This window comes from Polaromonas sp. P1_F9, assembly GCF_056405615.1.
In genome coordinates this window covers 713,881-730,337 of the sequence record NZ_JBFUBT010000001.1, presented here as the reverse complement: position 1 = coordinate 730,337, position 16,457 = coordinate 713,881, and the positions used below count along the sequence as shown (strand labels likewise).

Here is a 16,457-nt window from a genome sequence, read left to right as displayed (position 1 = left end):
CCTGTTGCCGCGCTGTGGTGGGACAATGAGGGCCGGCAAGCAGCACAACCGAGGAGATGGCCATGAAGGTTCTAGACATACTGCGCGTGAAGGGCAACACGCTTTACACCGTCCAGCCTGACGAACCCCTTGCCAAGGCGGCCCAGATCATGGCCGAAAAAGACATCGGCTCACTGGTCGTCATGGAGCACGGTGACCTGGTCGGCATGCTGACATTTCGCGAAGTGATTGTCTGCATCGTCAAAAACGGCGGCGAGATCGGAACGACCCTGGTACGTACCGCCATGGACGACCACCCGCTCACCTGCACGTCGGAGACCGAACTCGACGAAGTCCGCCGCATGATGCTGGAACGCCACGCGCGTTACATGCCGGTGATGAACCAGAAAGTCATGATGGGCGTCATCAGCCTCTACGACGTCGCCAAGGCCGTGGTGGACAGCCAGAACTTCGAAAACAAGATGCTCAAGGCCTACATCCGCGACTGGCCGGAAGAAGACGGCGCCGACCGCAGCTGAACACAAGGGGTATGGGCCTGATGGTGTTCTTTGCATAAAAGATGCCGCCAGCCCAATCAGCCCAATCAGGAAGAGCGCAAGGCGCTATCAAAATAATAGCCAGATACGCAAGGTATCTGGCCTGCTTTGCGGAGCAAGGCGATGGGAGCAGGGGTGCGCGACAACGCCAACAACGCCAACGGCCAGCTGTTTTATAGCTCCCTCTTCCTTTCCAGGCTTGCCGACCAGATACTGCTGTTCCTGGTTCCTCTGGTGGTTTTCGAAATCACGGGCAGCGTGGCCTGGTCCGGTATCGCTTTCACGGTAGAGACGCTTCCCCGCTTCCTGGCTTTTCCCGTGTGCGGCGCGCTGTGCGACCGGGTTTCACCCCTCAAGCTTTTACGCATCAGCCAGCTCTACCGCGCGCTCGTGTGCATCGGCGGGGCGGCCGCTTTTCAGTGGCTGGGCGGCATCGGCTGGCTGATTGCCCTGTCCGCGGTCTGCGGTGTGTTGACCACGCAGGGCCTGATGGCCCGCGAGGTCATGCTGCCGCAGATATTCAGGCAGCACCGCTTTGAAAAAGTGCTGGCCCATGCGCAGATTGCCGACCAGCTCGGCATGGTGCTGGGCCCCGTGCTGGCGTCGCTGTTGCTGCGCTGGATGCCGTGGCCCGCAGTGGTGGCGGCCACCGCGGCGCTTTTTTTGCTGGCCGATGGCGCCGTGACCTTGTGGCACCGGAAGAACCCGGTTGAGCTGGCCGCGCCCGAATCTGCTCCGGACCATTGGCTGCTGCCCATCCGCACCGCGTTTTTGCAGGTGCTGCACCTGCCGGGCCTGAAAAAAGTGATTGCGCTGGCGGCCGGCGTGAACCTGGTTATCGGTGTGACGCTCGCCACCTCGGCCGCGATGGTGACCGGGCTGCTGCAGCGCACGGCGAGCGACTACGCGTTGCTGCAAACGGCCGGCGCCATTGCCACCGTCATCATCCTGCTGTTCATCGCCCGCACCGTGCTGCCCTTGCGCACCCTGGGCCTGGTGTCATACAGCGTGATGTTGGCCGGCGGCTTGCTGACGGGGCTGGCTGGCAACTTCTGGGTGTACATCGCCGGTTTCTTGCTGGTGATCGGCTTCGACAAGATGTTCAACGTCTACATCCGCAGCCTGCGCCAGAAGATCATTCCACCGCGCGACCTGGGCAAGACTACTGGCGTGATCGTGATGCTCAACAATTTGTCGCAGCCGCTGGCGGGCATGCTGGTGGGGGTGTTTGCAGGGGTGATGGAGGGGCGCGGGGTGATTTTGGGATTGGTGGGTGCGATGGGCTTGATTGGGATTTTGGTGGCATGGATGGGACGAGGTGAATAGATTGCAGTTCATACGCTTCGCAAGCGAGAAGTCGTGCGCATGGCACTTTCACTTCTGGCTGTTTCCGGTGTTTTGCTCGGTTTCTCGATGCTGCCAGAGAGCTGGTGGGCTCACACTTCGCCTCACGTCCGACCGTCAGAGGCCGTCCTCCTGACGCCCGTTGACTTTAAAAATCAGGACGACAAAAGCCAGGTGACGATAGTGAGATGAAGCCTCCTCTTGTAGATGGCGGCTTGCACGCGTAGCCTCCGCCATTAATTCAGGAGCTGCTTGCGCCCGATTCCATTGGCCTGGAGGCCGATTTTGTATGAATTTCAGCCCATGCTCGAGTGAATCATCTCCCGAACCCGCGGATAAATCTGCTGGTTCCACTTGCGCCCGCTGAACACCCCATAGTGCCCCACGCCGGTCTGCACATGGTGGGTTTTCATGTAGGGCCGGATGCCGGTGCACAGATCCTGCGCCGCAACCGTTTGCCCTACGGCGCAGATGTCGTCGCGTTCCCCCTCAACCGTCATGAGTGCCGTGCGGCGAATGGCAGCAGGTTTGACGAGACGGCCGCGATAGCTGAGCTTGCCGAGCGGCAAGTCGTAGGTCTGGAAGACTTTTTCGACCGTTTCGAGATAGAACTCGGCTGGTAAATCGTTCACGGCAAGGTACTCGTCATAAAACACACGGATGATGTTGGCCTTTTCCACATCGCCGTCCACCAGGTGCTGGTACATGTCCTGGAAGGATTTTTTGTGTCGGTCCAGGTTCATGCTCAGAAAAGCGCTGAGCTGTACAAAACCTGGATACACGCGGCGCATGTAGCCGGCGTGCGGAAGCGGCACATGGCTGATCAGGTTTTTCTCGAACCACTCAATCGGCTGGCTGGTGGCCAGGGTGTTGACGCCGGTGGGGTTCACGCGGCAGTCCACCGGGCCGGCCATCAGGGTCAGGCTGCGTGGCTGGGCCGGGTCGTCGTCTTCAGCCATGATGGCGGTGGCCGCCAGTGCCGCCACGCAAGGCTGGCAAACCGCCACCACATGGGTGCCCGGGCCAATGGCCTGGGTGAAGCGGATCATGTGGTCGATGTAGTCGTCCAGCGCAAATGGGCCGTGCCTTAGGGACACATCGCGCGCGTTGTGCCAGTCGGTGATGTACACATCGTGGTCTTGCAGCAGGGTGCGCACGGTTTCGCGCAGCAGCGTGGCAAAGTGACCCGACAGCGGCGCTACCAGCAGCACCGGCGGCTGAAAGGGCAGGCCTGCGGGTGTTTCCTTGCGAAAGCGCAGCAGGGTGCCAAAGGGCATGGACAAAACGGTTTCTTCCGTCACGGCAAGTTCGCGCTCGCCCACCTTCACTGAACTGATGCCGTAGGCCGGCCGGGTATGCGTCAGCCGCAGGCGTGAAAACACCTCCATGGACGCCGAAATCTTGCGCAGCAGGCTGCCTTCGGTTTTACCCAGCCAGAATGCCGCGCTACCGCCTTGGGCGAACAGGCGAAACGGCGACAGCAGGTCGGACTGGGTTTGGTAGGCCTGGTAAAGCATGGTTGTCCTGACATGAATCGGAATTCGTTGTCTCTTTGTCTCTGCCAGTCCATGCAGGCAAGTTACGGGCCAGTCGGCATCGAAAAAGGCGCAGGCTGGCATAAGCCTTGCGGGAGTTCATGCATCCATCCTGCTAGCCAGCAGGGCCTTTCCGGTTCAAGGAGCATGTGCATGGCCAAAGCCATCCTGACGATCAGCAGCAAGAACTACGGAGCGTGGGCCCTGCGCGGCTGGCTGCTGGCGAAGTTCGCGGGGCTGGAATTCACTGAAAAGGTGATCTCACCGGATGACCCGGCGATGAAGGCCGAAATGCTGCTGCTCTCGTCCAGCATGCTGGTGCCGTCGCTGCAGCACGGCAACGTCAAGGTGTGGGACACCCTGGCGATTGCCGAATACCTCAATGAAATCAAGCCTAAAGCCCAGTTGCTGCCCGCGGACATCAAGGTGCGGGCGCATTGCCGGGCGGTGTGCGGCGAAATGCATTCAGGCTTTGCCTCCATGCGCGCTGCGCTGCCGATGAACATCAAGGCCCATTTCTCGAACTTCAAGGTCTGGTCCCGCGCGCAGGCCGACATTGACCGCGTGCTGGAGATCTGGAAGGAATGCCTGGCCACCTATGGCGGCCCCTACCTGTTCGGCAAGCAGTTGTCGGTGGCCGACGCCATGTATGCGCCGGTGGTCACCCGGTTTCTCACTTACGACGTGCCGCTGGACAAGGCTTGCACCGCGTATTGCAAGCGCATCATGGAGTTGCCGGCGATGAAGGAGTGGGTGGCTGAGGCTCGGAAGGAGCCGGATGACATTGATGAGTTGGATGCAGAATTTTGAACACCCCCGTCCAGGCTCACTGCGTGTAGCCTGTTCCCCCCTTGCAGGGGGCGGCGCCKGGGGCCGGCGAAGCCGGACCCGCGGCCCCCGCTGGTGAAATACCCCCGCTACATACGCCCTGAAATCTTCAAGCCAGCATGAGCCGCGGGACTGGCTTTGCCAGACCGCAGGCGGGCGGCCCCGGAGGGGCTGGAGCCCACGGCTTCAAGCCTGCCTGCGCAGGCTTGGAAGGGTGACAGAGGCGAAGCGTCTCGCGAGCCGCGGCCTGCAAGGCCTCGGGAGCTACACGAAGTGAGCGACCGTGGGGGCGCTATTTCCAGGGGGTGGGAGGCGGGATCTCGCAGACCGGGTCGACGTCTATCGACTTGAAGTCCGCCGGCCCGACGATTTCCAGGTATTCCATGTCGGGTGAGTAGTCGAACAGGAAATGCTTGATGCCCGGGCGCTGGTGCACCACGTCGCCGGCCTCGACCAGGGTTTCCTTGTCTTCATACATAAAGCGGGCCCAGCCCTTGGTCATGATGACGATCTGGAAATCTGCCTCATGACGGTGCCATCCCGTGCCTGTTTCTGGTGCCATATTGGCCTTCACAAGGTGCGCGATGACTTTGCCGTTGGTCGCGTCGGCAATGCCGAGGTCACGGTACAGGAAAAAATCGCGCAAGCCACCGGAGACAAACTGCGTGTCGCCAGGCTTGACGTGGGAAAACTTGGTCGCGGTGCGGTCCAGCATGGGGTGCTCCTGTTCAATCAAGACATCCAATTCGGGATTGGTGCGGTGCAGCAAGCATGAAGTGTTCCAGAGTGTGTGTGGCGTGGGCTACACCGCTGGCTGCACAGCCAGGGCGACAAAGAGGGGCCTTTGCAAAGCTATAGTTCAGGAACGCCTAAACCACACCCATACGGGTCAAAGGCGTCTGACATGTGGCTCAAGCTCATCCGTTTCCTCAAGTGGGAGCAGAAGCCTGACCCTTGCTTTAAGCGAATGCCGGGCTTGTTCGGCTTTGTTGACACGTTCACCTTGGAAGACACTGTCCATGCCCCCATCGCTGAAGACCCGAAAGCCGATTGACCAACTCAAGCCAGAGGACCTCATCGCTTTTCCCATCTGGGAGTTCGCAAGCGACGAGGAAGAGGATGAAGAGCAGGACGAAACCTGGGTTCGTCCTTATCCGGCGAAGATGGTGGGGCCAGACCTTTACGCCCTGTCCGTTGCTGCTGATTTCCTTGCTCCCTCGGGTCAAACGTTCACCGGCTTTGTTGGCGTGACCACGGCTGGCGATCTCGAGTTTGGGCATGGGGTGCTGCTGCATGAAAACGGCCACATCTTCGTTCCCTCGGCCGAGTACCCGCAAGTAAAAAAGGAACGCAAGGCGGTTGCGGCCGCGCTGCGCATGAAAGAGTCTCAGGTTTTCCCGCTCAAGTTCACATTACGTGTTCTTCTGCAGGGCGAAGTTGCGCTGCGCCACGGAGAGTTCGCGTAGTCGCAGTGCCGGCAAGCAACCAAACGTTCGCATCATGTCTGTACTGGATCGACCATTCTTCAATCTGTCTGTGATCAAGGCACCGGTGGCCGAGGTTGTACAGGCGTTTGATCGCTATCCGCCAATGCGGGTTCATGGCAGCCCAACCCCGTTTGTCTTGCCCGAACAGCCGTACGCGGAAGACAAAGACGCACCGCCGCTCATTCTGTGGTCACCGGCTAACGCACCTGGGCTAACGGTTTTTATGCCTCACCTGTCTGCGGGAGATGGTTACGTGCCAGCCTATGCGCAGTCGACGTTTCGCTTTGATGTAATTTCCGTTCGAAGTACGGCTGATGATTGCAAGAAGGACGCGCTCAATGAGTTCTCGGCTTATTCCCAAGGCGCTTTGTTGCGTTTTGTACGCGTTATGAGTGACAACCCGGGTTGGGACTTCTATCAAAAGGGAGATCCTTTGTCCTTCGAAAACCTGGAAAAGTATCAGTTGCGATTAAAGCGGAAACGATTGCAGCGGGGCGATGTGCTTGCTTACGTTGAATCCTGGGGAGCTCCAATAACATCGGCAATGTTCTGGCGCAGCGACTTTTCCGCTGTTACCTTCTTGCCGAAAGTGCCGGCCCCTTCGGCATGGGTCTGACATGACCACGAGAAACCAGCGCTACCCACGCTCCGGGTTTGTCCGGGCTTGGCAACGGCGGGGCTGAATCAGGCTGTCCGTGATCCCTTGGCCCCCTCTGGGATAATCCCCCCATGAGCGGAAATACCTTCGGAACCCTATTCGCAGTCACCAACTTCGGTGAATCCCACGGCCCGGCCATTGGCTGCGTGATTGACGGCTGCCCGCCCGGCATGGACTTGAGTGAGGCCGACATCCAGGGCGACCTTGACCGCCGCCGGCCCGGCACCAGCCGGCATGTGACCCAGCGCAATGAGCCCGACGCTGTCGAGATCCTCTCCGGCGTGTACGAGGGCAAGACCACGGGCACCCCCATCTGCCTCCTGATCAGGAACACCGACCAGCGCAGCAAGGACTACGGCAACATCCTGGAAACCTTCCGCCCAGGGCATGCTGACTACACCTACCTGCACAAATACGGCCGGCGCGACCCGCGTGGCGGTGGCCGTGCCTCCGCCCGCCTGACGGCGCCAATGGTGGCCGCCGGCGCGGTGGCCAAGAAGTGGCTGGCTGAAAAATATGGCACCACGTTTCGCGGCTGCATGACGCAGATCGGCGACATCGCGATTCCGTTTGAATCGTGGGAACACGTGCCGGGCAACCCGTTCTTCGCGCCGGTCGCCGACGTCTCGAAACTGGAAGACTACATGGACGCGCTGCGCAAGGCCGGCGACTCCTGCGGTGCGCGCATTCGTGTCACGGCGTCGAACGTGCCGGTGGGCCTGGGTGATCCGCTGTTTGACAAGCTGGATGCCGACATTGCTTTCGCCATGATGGGCATCAACGCCGTCAAGGGCGTTGAAATCGGCGCCGGCTTTGCCAGCGTGACGCAGCGCGGCACCACGCACGGCGACGGTCTGTCGCCAGAGGGCTTTCAGTCGAACAACGCCGGCGGTGTGCTGGGTGGCATCAGCACGGGGCAAGACCTGGAGGTGTCCATCGCGATCAAGCCGACGAGCTCGATCATCACGCCGCGCCAGTCGATCGACACCGCGGGCAACCCCGCCGAGGTGGTGACGAAGGGCCGGCACGACCCTTGTGTCGGCATTCGCGCCACACCGATTGCCGAGGCCATGCTGGCCCTGGTGGTGATGGAGCATGCGCTGCGCCAGCGTGCGCAGAATGCGGATGTGGTGGTCGCTACGCCCAACATCATGCGAAGCCGCAAATAAATTTACTGCGCGGCCCGATCTCGCATCTGCGGTCCTCACCGTACGGGTGGGTGTACGGCTCCGGTCCTCGACACGACCTCGGGCTGCTCGGGCCGCTCGCCACGATTTCTTTACGACTTCGCGCCGGTGCGTGCCTTAAGCTTTATGGCTCAGGTGGCGCGGCCCGAAACGGGTTAAAGCCCGTGATCAGCGCGGTGGCCGATAACACCAGGATGCAACCGGGCAACATGCTGATCGTCACAGGTTCCCCCAGAAACACCCCGCCCCAGGTCACGCCGAACAGCGGAATCATGAAGGCCGCCGACGTGGTGGCGCTGGCCGGAATCTCGCGCATCAGCCGCATGCTGATCCAGTACATAAACCCGGAAGTAAACGTGCCCAGCACCGTAACGGCAGCCACGGCGCCCGGCGTCAGGACCGCCGAGGGTGCGGCGATTCCGCCCGGTATGAGCAGGATCAGGGCCGCGGCCACATGCACCACCGCTGACGAGGGCAGCGGCGAATAGGCCATGGTGGCGCGTTTCATGAGGATGGCGCCGAAGCCGTAGCTGGCCGACGCGGCGACGCAGGCCAACGCCGCCAGCACGACCCGGGGCGTGACGGCGACGGGCCCCAGTTGCACCAGCAGCGCGACGCCGGCAAAGCCGACCGCGCAGCCGAGCAAGCGGATGCGGGTGAGTTTTTCCTCGCCGGCCAGCGCGGCGGCCATCACGCCGAAGAGCGGCACCGTGGCATTGAGCACCGCCGAATAGCCCGACGGGATGACCAGCGCGGCCCAGTTGTACAGCACAAAGGGAACCACCACCGACAGCATGCTCAGCAGCGCCAGCCGGGGCCACGCCTCGCGCGGCGGCCATTGGCCGCGCAGCCTGCTCATCAGCAGGCCCAGCACGATCGCAGCCATGACGCAGCGGGTGGCTGCTACCACCCACGGCCCCAGGGCAGGGCTGGCGATACGCAGCAGGGGAAATGATGCGCCCCAGAGGGCGGACATCGCGATGAGCTGGAGGAAGTGTCGGGTTTGCATCAAACGCCGCTCGGGCGGCAACAAAAGCGGCAATGGAAAAGATGGCTGGCTTGATTGTGCAAGATTCGGCCCGACGCTGCAGCGGCCGCAAGGCATGGCTGGGGCGAAGGCGCGAATCTTTCCTACACCGCGCCAGGCGCGGGCCACTCGTCATCAAGGACTTCGGCAGGAAGACCGACATGAGGCGGCCGGCGCAACCTGAGGAGTTGTCGCCTGCTTATGTATTTCTGGCTTCTCCTGTTTGTTCCAGTTATGTCACGGGGATTGTTTTACCGGTGACGGGGAGTGTTGGGGTGGTTTGATTCATTAGTGAAAATGGCTTTTGACCAATAGGGGTGTGCGCGAGCAGCTATTGAATTGATAGCGAATCTTGAGGCTGGATCTTGCTCCGGCTTGGGCGTTCTCTTCTCTACTGAGAGCGGCTGGCCGGGGGTTGCCCGGCATGCAACTCACTTTCTTTTGCTTCGCCAAAAGAAAGTAAGCAAAGAAAAGGCGACCCTGGTTCCTGCGTCCCTGCGCTTCGCTACGGGCAACCTGCGGTGCTCGGTCCAGCCGGGGTCAAAAACAACTCGCTTCGCTCAAACAAGTTTTTGCCCTGATCCGTCTGAACCTCCGCTCCTCGGCGCATCCACAAGGGGGTGGGGAGGAATACCAAAACCGAACACCAGAAGAAACAAGGACACGCCATGGCGTGTCCTTGTTGGTATTGGTTTCCTGGTATTTCGGTATTCGGTTCCCGCACCCGATCGCCCCTTCTGTCTGCGCCGAGGAGCGCAGGGTCAGGCGGATCAGGGATCGCGATTGTCTGAGCGAAGTGCAACGTAGCGAGTTCGAGCGAGACCCCGCCTGAACCGAGCACCGCAGGTTGCCCGTAGCGCAGCGAAGGGACGCAGACAGCAGGGTCGCCTTTCTTTTGCTTACTTTTCTTTGGCGAAGCAAAGAAAAGTGAGTTGCATGCCGGGCAACCCCCGGCCAGCCACCCTCAGCAAAGCGCGCATCGCCAGAGCAAGAACCGCCCTGGCAGATGCACTCAAATCAGGTTTCTCATCGCCTGCGCCGTCTCCCGCAACACCGACAAAACCCGTCCCCCCGCATCCTCACTCGACTCATGCCCCATGGGCATGGTCACGCTGAGCGCCCCGGCCACTTCCCCGTGCCGGTCCCGTAGCGGTACGGCAATACCGCGGTAATTGAGTTCCAGCTGCTGCTCGGAAATCGCCCATCCTTGTGCCCGTACGCGCGCCAGTTCGATCCGCAGGCGGTCCTTGCTGGCGATCGTGTACGAGGTGTAGGCCTTGAGCTCGTGGTTGGCCAGCCAGGTTTCCAGCCAGGCGGGGTCGCGCATCGACAGCATTAAAAGGCCCGCAGCCGTGACCTGGGCCTGCACGCGTGAGCCCAGCACGTAGCCGGTGTTCATGGCGCGGCTGGAGCCGTTGCGGGCGATGTAGACGATGTCGTCGCCGTCCATCACGCTAACGTACGCGCTCTCCTGCGTTCCGGCAGTCACGCGCTGCAAAAAGGGTTGCACGATGCGCGGCAGGCGTGCCGACTCTAGATAGGACTGGCCCAGCCTGAGCACACGCGGCGTCAGCCAGAAGAGCTTGCCGTCGCCGGCGACATACCCCAGGTGTTCCAGCGTCAGCAAATAGCGGCGGGCGGCCGTCCGTGTCATGCCGCAGCGCGCCCCGGCCTGGCTGGCTGTCAGGCGTGGGTTGGCATCGTCAAAACATTCGATGATGGACAGGCCTTTTTCCAGCCCGGCAATCCAGTCGCGCTTGTCCAGCGTGGAAGGGCTGGGGGCCTGCAATGTAGAGGGTGAAATGGGGAGTTTGGCCGCGGTCATTTGCTGAAGTATTCACAACACGGTGTCAACGCAGGCGTAGGTCAAACCCTTGTTTCGTTCGTTCATCGATCTTTAATGAGCGATAAACGATCAACTGGGTAATAAACCTGTTGGGATTCCTGAGGCTAGCTACTAAAGTTCACACCAAATCTGGCATTTTCAATCGATTATCGAACGTTTCAGGCAATCCAGCATGTTTACCACCATTCAGGGCAATACCGACGTGTATCTGATCCCCGGCGATCCGGTCGGGCAGGTGCGTGCGCCGGAGGTGTTCAACCTGATCTTCAAGACACTGGGTATTGATGCTGTCCTTGTCCCGGTGCATGTGGCCGCCGGGGACATCCAGGCTTTTGTGAAGGCCGCTTTCCTGGCCAGGAACGTCAAAGGCATGCTGCTGACCATCCCGCACAAGGCCGAAGTGATGAGCCTGCTTTCGCATTGCAATGACGCCGGCCGGGTAGCCGGTGCGGTGAATGGCATTCGCCGTGACGCTGCCGGTGAGCTGGAAGGTGCCTTGTTTGACGGCAAGGGTTTTGTCCTGTCGCTGGACTATTTCGGTGTGGCCTACGCCGGCAAGCGCGTGTTGATACTGGGCGCAGGCGGCGCGGCTGCCGCGATTACCGCTTCACTCGCGATGGCGGGAAACCAGTCGCCGGCCGCCATTTCGCTCTACGATCCTGCGCCGGGCAAGGCGCAGGTGCTGGCCGACCAGATTGCCGCCGCTACACCGCTGTCTACCGCAAGCATCGCGGCTGTGAGCAGCGGTGACCCGTCGGGCCATGACGTGGTGGTGAATGCCTCACCGCTGGGGCTCAGGGCCGATGATCCCCTGCCGTGCGATGTGTCCCGTATGGCGCCGCACGCGGCCGTCATGGACATCCTCATGAAGAACCAGCCGACGCCGCTGGTCCGGGCTGCCCGCGAGCGCGGTCTGACTGCACAGCCCGGATTTGAGATGCTGATCCAGCAGGTGCCGGATTACCTGGATTTTTTTGGGCATGCCGCAGCAGCGCAGGCCGTTCGCCGCGATGCCACCTTTATCCGGGGGCATTTGTACCCCGCCACGATGGCCGGTGAAATCAGGCGCTCCTTCCAGAGCACACCATCTGACAGTGTTCCCATCCCAGGAGTCGGGGAAGCACGACTCGCATCACCTTGATTTTTAACCCCCAGAGGAGACAACCATGAAAAAACGATTCGCTCTCAAATTGATAGCTGCTTGCGCTCTCGCAGTAAGCGCTAGCGCTGGTTTTGCGCAAGACGTCATCAAGATCGCCAACATTGTCGAACTGTCCGGCGGCGGCGCCACGGCAGGCACCAACTTCAAGAACGGCGTTGAGCTGGCCGTCAGGGAAATCAATGCCAACGGCGGCATCCTGGGGAAGAAAATCCAGACAACCACGGCTGATACACAGAGCAATGCGGGCGTGGCCAAGGGGCTGACGCAAAAAGCCATCGACGACGACGTGTTTGCCATCTTCGGCCCGGTGTTCTCCGGCTCCATCATGGTCAGCATGGCCGAATCACGGCGCGCCGAGGTGCCCAACTTCACCGGGGGCGAGGCAGCCGGCATCACCGAGCAGGGCAACCCTTACGTGTTTCGCACCAGCTTCACGCAAGCCACTGCCATGCCCAAGGTGGCACGCTACATCAGTGACCAGGCCAAGCTCAAAAGCATTGCCGTCATTTACGTGAACAACGATTTCGGCAAGGGCGGCATGGACTCGATCAGGAAGGCCCTCGCCAATTCGCCGACCAAAATCCTGAGCGAGATATCTACCGAACCGGGCCAGGTGGACTTCTCCGCCGCGGTGCTGCGTGCCAAGCAAAGCAATGCAGACGGCGTGTTCGCCTATTCGAACGAAGAAGAGTCGGCACGCTTGCTGCGCGAGCTGCGCAAGCAGGGCTGGAACAAGCCCATCATCGGTGAAACCACCCTGACGGGCCAGAAAGTCATTGAGCTGGCCGGTGAGGCTGCCAACGGCGCGATTGCCCACGTAGGCTTGACGGTGGATGCGCCGGTGCCCGCCATCCGCGCTTTCAAAGCGAAATTTGAGAAGGACTACAAGTACATCTCCGACCACAACGGCATGAAGGGCTACTCCGGTGTCTACGTGCTCAAGGCTGCCATTGAAAAAGCCGGCAAGCTGGACCGCAAAGCCGTGGCCGCGGCCATGAAGGGCCTGAAGGTCAACACCGACAAATACCCCGGCGCGCTGATGTACACCGAGTTCGACAACAAGGGCGACCTCGACCGCATGAGCTTCATGGTGGAAGTCAAAAACGGCAAGCAGGAAGTCATTGACATGGTTCCCCCGCTCGGCCTGGCCACCCGCGATGTGAGCAAGGCCCTTCCTCTGGCGTCTGCTGCGGCCAAGCCGGCCGCGAAGAAGTAACTGCTACTTCGGCCGGCCATGCGGGGCCGGCCGCTCATGGGGCAGGGCGTGAGCCCTTCCCATTGAGAACTCCACTGAATGCAACCGACTTTCTCCATCGGACCTTCCCATGACAGACTTTCTCCAACTCTTTTTCTCGGGCCTGGCCACCGGCAGCATTTATGCGCTGGCGGCCTTGGGCTTTACCTTGCTGTGGCAGGCCTCAGGAACGATCAACTTTGCGCAGGGTGAATTTGTCATGCTGCCGGCCTTCATGATGCTGGCCTTCGTTTCGCTGGGTGCACCCATGCTGGTGAGCTTTGTGCTGACGGTACTGCTGGCCGTGCTGCTGCTGGGCTGGGTTTTCAAGCGAGGGGTGGTGGATCCGCTCTTCAAGTACGGCATGATGCCCATCGTCGTGGCGACCATCGGGCTTTCCATTGCCATGCGCAACGGCGTGCGCGCCGGCTACAGCGCCGAAGCCCACCCTTTTCCGAGCCTGTTTGCCGACAAGCTCTTTAACATTGCCGGTGTCACGATAACGCTGCAAGACATCGGCACCTTTGCGCTGGCCCTGGTCATCGTAATGGCGACGCAGGCCTTCCTGGCCAAAACCGTCACGGGCCGCGCCATGCAGGCCGTGGCGCAAAACACCGAAAGTGCTTCGGTGCTGGGCATCAATGTGCCGCGCATGATTTTCTACACCTTTGCCATCAATGCCGTGCTGGCGGTGGCGGCGGCCCTGCTGGTCACGCCCACTTACCTCGCCAAGTTCGACATGGGCGAGGGCCTGGGCACCAAGGCTTTTTTCGCCGCGATTATCGGCGGCTTCAACAACTCGCGCGGTGCCTTGCTGGGCGGCTTGATTGTGGGGGTGTGCGAGAACCTTGCCTCGGCGTATATCTCGCCCGCCTACAAGGACGCTGTGGCGCTGGTTATTTTCATGGTGGTGATTCTCTTCAAGCCACAAGGCCTGCTGGGTAAAAAAGAGGAGCGCAAGGTATGAAGCTCACCAACAACAAATTTGCCCTGGTATTGACGGTTCTTGCCGCCTTGCTGGTACTGGTGGTGCCGCAATTCCTGAAGAACTACGGCATCTACCTGCTGACTTACTGGCTGGTTTTTATCATCGCCACCATGGGCCTGAACCTGACCATTGGCTACGCGGGCCAGAAGTCGCTGGGCCATGCGGCCTTCTTCGGTATTGGCGCCTACACTGTCGCCATCCTGATGAAGGCGGGTGTCAGCTTCTGGCTGGGTTTGCCGGCTGCCGCACTGATCTGTTTTGCCGTTGGGTTGATCCTGGGGTTTCCGGCGCTGCGCGTGCAGGCCATTTACCTGGCATTCGCCACCCTGGGCTTTAACACCGCCATCTGGCTGGTGATGCGCAATGAAGAATGGCTCACCGGGGGTACCTTCGGCATCAACAACATTGCACGGCCGTCCCTCTTCGGTTATTCGCTCGAAGGCAACCTGCCCTACTACTACTTTGTACTGGCTGTGACGGTCATCCTTTCGGGCCTGCTGTGGGGCTTGCTGCGCTCGCCCTGGGGCAAGGCTTTCACGGCCTTGCGCGACAACCCGATACGTGCCGAGAGCCTGGGGGTGGATATCCGCAATTACACGCTGCTGAGTTTTGCCATTGGCGCGGCTTACGCCGGCATCGCCGGTGCCCTGTTTGCATCGCTGGTGCAGTTCATCGAGCCGGGGCCCTTCACCGTGGCCGCGTCCATCATGATGTATTTGATGGTGGTGGTCGGCGGTGCGGGCTATTTCCTGGGCCCCATTGTGGGCGCCGCGGTGGGGGTGGTGCTGCCGGAATGGCTGCGCGATGTGCCGCTGGTGTCCAACTGGTATTTGCCGATGTTCGGCACTGCTGTGGTGCTGTTGATGGTGTGGCTGCCCGACGGGTTGCTCAGCATTCCTGACCGTATCCGGGCCAAGCGCGCAGCGCGTGAGGCGTCCCAGGCACGTGCGGCTGCAGCCAGCCGGATCGGAGCGGCATCATGACAAACGCATTGTTAAAAGTTGCCGGGCTCAAGAAAGCCTATGGCGCCATTCAGGCCGTGGGCGGGGTCTCCTTCGAAGTCATGCCGGGGGAAATTTTCGGTGTCATCGGACCCAATGGTTCGGGTAAAACCACCATGTTCAACAGCGTGTTGGGCCAGATCAGCCCCGATGCCGGCACGATCGAACTCAACGGAAAAACCATCACCGGCCTGTCGCCGCTGGAGCTCAGCCGGCGCGGTGTAGGCCGCACCTTCCAGACCCTGCAGGTGTTTGGAAAGATGACGGTGCGCGACAACCTGATCGTGGCGGCCCAGGAGCACAAGGGCAGCCTGCTCGGCCGCATGTTTGCGCCTGGCGACTCGGGGCTGGGCGACAAGGCGGATGCGCTTATCGACCAGTTCCGCATCCGCCATGTGGCTGACAAGCTCGCCGGCACCTTGAGCTACGGCCAGCAAAAGCTGGTGGACATCGCCATGGCTTTCATGGCCGAACCGGACCTGGTGCTGCTCGACGAGCCGTGCGCGGGCGTCAATCCCAGCCTGGTGGGCGGCATCTCGTCGCTGCTCCGGGATCTGAACCAGAACCCCAAATTTGGCCGCAAGGCTTCGTTTGTGGTGATTGAGCACAACATGGATTTTGTGATGGGCCTGTGCCACCGCATCATGGTGATGGTCGAAGGCAAGGTGCTGGCCATTGGAACGCCGGCAGAAATTCGGGCCAATAAAGAGGTATTGGATGCATATCTTGGGAACTAACCCCCTGTCTCGGCTCACTGCGTGTAGCCGGAATCCCCCTAAGGGGGACAAGCGCTGCGGCCCGGCTTAGCCGGTTCCGCGCCCTTGCTGGTAGAAGAAGATTGATGTTTCACGGAGCTATGTATGACAAGTGACGTCTGTATTGAATTTGACGATGTGGTGGCGGGTTACAAGGACTTCATGATCCTGAACAACCTGTCGTTCAAGGTGCGTACGGGTTCCATCACGCTGCTGCTGGGGCCCAATGGCGCGGGCAAGTCCACGGTTTTGAAAGCGCTGTTTGGCTTGCTCAAGCCGCGGCAGGGCCGCATCCTGTTGAATGGTGAGGACATTTCAGGCGCCAGCCAGAAAGAATTGCTGGCCAAAGGAATTGTGTTTGTGCCCCAGGGGCGCAACCTGTTTGGCCAGCTTACTGTGTGGCAGAACCTGGAGCTGGGCGGCATTACGCTGGGTACGAAAACCACACACGAGCGTATTCCCGAGGTGCTGGAGTTCTTCCCGCGCGTCAAGGAACGCCTGCATTCCCAGGCCTCCGCGCTCTCGGGAGGTGAGCAGAAGCAGCTTGAAATCGGACGGGCTCTGCTGCTGCGCCCCAAGGTCATCCTGATTGACGAACCCTCGATCGGGCTGTCGCCCATGGTGGTGCAGGACGTGTTCAAGCTGCTGCAGAAGCTGGCGGCCCAGGGTACGACAGTATTGATGGTTGAGCAAAACGTCAAAAGTGCGCTGAAGATTTCCGATGACGCCATCGCGCTTGAGTCGGGCCAGCTGGTGCTGCACAAGCCGGCGGCGGAGCTGCTGGCAGACCCCAATATCGAACGCCTCTTCTTGGGCGGTGGCCATGTTCCCGGCGCAACCGTGGCGCCCGCCATGGCAACTTCCTGAAT

At 60.8% G+C, this 16,457-nt stretch carries 16 protein-coding genes and 1 pseudogene; 13 read left to right on the top strand and 4 right to left on the bottom strand.

The window, feature by feature from the left end; all coding sequences use genetic code 11:
• The first annotated feature begins 62 nt into the window (after positions 1 to 62).
• Positions 63 to 518: a CBS domain-containing protein gene (locus AC1DYR_RS03405; RefSeq protein ID WP_477703836.1), complete on the top strand. Its 456-nt coding sequence runs from the start codon at positions 63 to 65 to the stop codon at positions 516 to 518.
• A gap of 141 nt (positions 519 to 659) precedes the next feature.
• Positions 660 to 1,862, top strand: coding sequence for an MFS transporter (locus tag AC1DYR_RS03400; RefSeq protein WP_477703835.1), 1,203 nt, complete (start codon positions 660 to 662; stop codon positions 1,860 to 1,862).
• A 314-nt stretch (positions 1,863 to 2,176) separates the two neighbouring features.
• Here the strand turns inward: AC1DYR_RS03400 and AC1DYR_RS03395 are convergent, their stop codons facing one another.
• Positions 2,177 to 3,397, bottom strand: a complete 1,221-nt coding sequence (locus AC1DYR_RS03395) for a polyhydroxyalkanoate depolymerase (protein WP_477667907.1) — start codon at positions 3,395 to 3,397, stop codon at positions 2,177 to 2,179.
• Between the two features lie 171 nt (positions 3,398 to 3,568).
• Between AC1DYR_RS03395 and AC1DYR_RS03390 the strand changes: the two genes are divergently transcribed.
• Positions 3,569 to 4,225, top strand: coding sequence for a glutathione S-transferase (locus tag AC1DYR_RS03390; RefSeq protein WP_477703834.1), 657 nt, complete (start codon positions 3,569 to 3,571; stop codon positions 4,223 to 4,225).
• A 310-nt stretch (positions 4,226 to 4,535) separates the two neighbouring features.
• Here the strand turns inward: AC1DYR_RS03390 and AC1DYR_RS03385 are convergent, their stop codons facing one another.
• Positions 4,536 to 4,958 (bottom strand): cupin domain-containing protein, encoded by a 423-nt coding sequence (locus tag AC1DYR_RS03385; protein WP_092130677.1) that lies wholly within the window; start codon positions 4,956 to 4,958, stop codon positions 4,536 to 4,538.
• A gap of 304 nt (positions 4,959 to 5,262) precedes the next feature.
• Here AC1DYR_RS03385 and AC1DYR_RS03380 point away from each other — a divergent pair, with 304 nt between their 5' ends.
• The 3 genes from AC1DYR_RS03380 (at position 5,263) to aroC (ending at position 7,557) form a co-directional block, all read left to right on the top strand.
• The gene (locus AC1DYR_RS03380; protein WP_477703833.1) at positions 5,263 to 5,709 is read left to right on the top strand and encodes a hypothetical protein; all 447 of its coding nucleotides are present in this window, start codon (positions 5,263 to 5,265) and stop codon (positions 5,707 to 5,709) included.
• A 34-nt stretch (positions 5,710 to 5,743) separates the two neighbouring features.
• The gene (locus AC1DYR_RS03375) at positions 5,744 to 6,346 is read left to right on the top strand and encodes a hypothetical protein (RefSeq protein WP_477703832.1); all 603 of its coding nucleotides are present in this window, start codon (positions 5,744 to 5,746) and stop codon (positions 6,344 to 6,346) included.
• A gap of 113 nt (positions 6,347 to 6,459) precedes the next feature.
• Entirely contained in the window at positions 6,460 to 7,557 is a 1,098-nt protein-coding gene (gene aroC, locus AC1DYR_RS03370; protein WP_477703831.1) for a chorismate synthase, read from the top strand.
• 142 nt (positions 7,558 to 7,699) lie between these two features.
• Here aroC and AC1DYR_RS03365 read toward each other — a convergent pair whose 3' ends face one another.
• Positions 7,700 to 8,584, bottom strand: coding sequence for a DMT family transporter (locus AC1DYR_RS03365; RefSeq protein ID WP_477703830.1), 885 nt, complete (start codon positions 8,582 to 8,584; stop codon positions 7,700 to 7,702).
• Between the two features lie 143 nt (positions 8,585 to 8,727).
• Between AC1DYR_RS03365 and AC1DYR_RS03360 the strand changes: the two are divergent.
• Positions 8,728 to 8,886: pseudogene (locus tag AC1DYR_RS03360) on the top strand (short-chain dehydrogenase); the annotation flags it as partial.
• 728 nt (positions 8,887 to 9,614) lie between these two features.
• On the opposite strand, the gene AC1DYR_RS03355 reads toward AC1DYR_RS03360, so the two are convergent.
• Complete coding sequence (locus tag AC1DYR_RS03355) at positions 9,615 to 10,427, bottom strand: IclR family transcriptional regulator domain-containing protein (RefSeq protein WP_477703829.1); 813 nt, start codon at positions 10,425 to 10,427, stop codon at positions 9,615 to 9,617.
• A gap of 193 nt (positions 10,428 to 10,620) precedes the next feature.
• Between AC1DYR_RS03355 and AC1DYR_RS03350 the strand changes: the two genes are divergently transcribed.
• The 6 genes from AC1DYR_RS03350 to AC1DYR_RS03325 all read left to right on the top strand — a co-directional run bounded on the left by AC1DYR_RS03350 (position 10,621) and on the right by AC1DYR_RS03325 (position 16,455).
• The gene (locus AC1DYR_RS03350) at positions 10,621 to 11,589 is read left to right on the top strand and encodes a shikimate dehydrogenase family protein (RefSeq protein ID WP_477703828.1); all 969 of its coding nucleotides are present in this window, start codon (positions 10,621 to 10,623) and stop codon (positions 11,587 to 11,589) included.
• 25 nt (positions 11,590 to 11,614) lie between these two features.
• Positions 11,615 to 12,826, top strand: coding sequence for an ABC transporter substrate-binding protein (locus AC1DYR_RS03345; RefSeq protein WP_477703827.1), 1,212 nt, complete (start codon positions 11,615 to 11,617; stop codon positions 12,824 to 12,826).
• 109 nt (positions 12,827 to 12,935) lie between these two features.
• Positions 12,936 to 13,811: a branched-chain amino acid ABC transporter permease gene (locus AC1DYR_RS03340; protein ID WP_477703826.1), complete on the top strand. Its 876-nt coding sequence runs from the start codon at positions 12,936 to 12,938 to the stop codon at positions 13,809 to 13,811.
• A complete protein-coding gene (locus tag AC1DYR_RS03335; protein WP_477703825.1) occupies positions 13,808 to 14,815 on the top strand; it encodes a branched-chain amino acid ABC transporter permease in 1,008 nt (335 codons plus the stop codon). The genes AC1DYR_RS03340 and AC1DYR_RS03335 overlap by 4 nt, the downstream gene beginning before the upstream one ends.
• Entirely contained in the window at positions 14,812 to 15,570 is a 759-nt protein-coding gene (locus tag AC1DYR_RS03330; protein WP_457280113.1) for an ABC transporter ATP-binding protein, read from the top strand. Before AC1DYR_RS03335 ends, AC1DYR_RS03330 begins: the two co-directional genes overlap by 4 nt.
• Before the next feature lie 123 nt (positions 15,571 to 15,693).
• On the top strand, positions 15,694 to 16,455 hold the full coding sequence (locus AC1DYR_RS03325) for an ABC transporter ATP-binding protein (RefSeq protein WP_477703824.1): 762 nt from the start codon (positions 15,694 to 15,696) through the stop codon (positions 16,453 to 16,455).
• Positions 16,456 to 16,457 lie beyond the last annotated feature (2 nt).